The sequence below is a fragment of the Enterococcus cecorum genome (genome assembly GCF_052119425.1).
In the GTDB taxonomy this organism is placed as follows: Bacteria; Bacillota; Bacilli; order Lactobacillales; family Enterococcaceae; genus Enterococcus_E; species Enterococcus_E cecorum_C.
In genome coordinates this window covers 1-805 of sequence record NZ_JBQKFH010000089.1, presented here as the reverse complement: position 1 = coordinate 805, position 805 = coordinate 1, and the positions used below count along the sequence as shown (strand labels likewise).

Sequence of the window (805 nt, the reverse complement as noted above, 5' to 3'; positions counted from 1 at the left end):
TTTGGTCGACTTAATTATAGAGGAAACAGATGTCTTTTTCTATTGTTTCAAACAAAAAAGATATTCAGCGTTATCCTCAATTTGAGTAACAACACTAAATATCATAGAACCGAAAGACTGATTCTACATAGGATTAGTCTTTTTTACTGCAATTTGTTTCAATAGCCCGTATAATAGAGGCGAGGGGGAATAGCATGGATATTACAGCTAAGAAATTTAGTGATTTAACTACGATGGAATTATTCGAGTTATATCGTTTGCGTAATCTCGTCTTTATTGTCGAGCAAAACTGTCTGTACCAAGATATTGATGCATACGATTTGTCAGCCTATCATATTTGTTTAAGAATAGATGATGAGATGGTTGGTTATGCTAGGATTTATCATCAAGAGGATAAGCTTAGAATTGGTCGTGTGGTGGTGCATCCAAAAGTGCGTCATCAGCGAGTGGGATGGCAATTGATGCGTGCGGCGATTGATTACAGTTCGTATCAGTATAAAGGCGAGGATGTATATATCAGTGCCCAGACTCATGCGCGCAAGTTTTATGAAGGTTTTGGTTTTGAGGCGATTTCAAAAGTGTATTTAGAAGATGGCATCGAACATATTGATATGCGTTTAGCTTCAGAAAAAGTGTAAGACATGTCTTTATTTTGCCTTCAAACGGTAAAAAGTAATAAAAAATACCTAGCCGTAATGAGGTGACCCCAAAAAGTTAGACTTTTTTACGAGACGACTCCGGTCGTCTCGTTTTCATTATGCAGCTAAAAGATGGAGCCTATATTGAACAGGACTCATCCATCCTA

General features: G+C 37.3%; 1 protein-coding gene. It reads left to right on the top strand.

What is annotated here, in order from left to right; translation table 11 throughout:
* The first annotated feature begins 194 nt into the window (after window positions 1–194).
* Window positions 195–638, top strand: coding sequence for a GNAT family N-acetyltransferase (locus ACTQZM_RS11875; RefSeq protein ID WP_441653885.1), 444 nt, complete (start codon window positions 195–197; stop codon window positions 636–638).
* Window positions 639–805 lie beyond the last annotated feature (167 nt).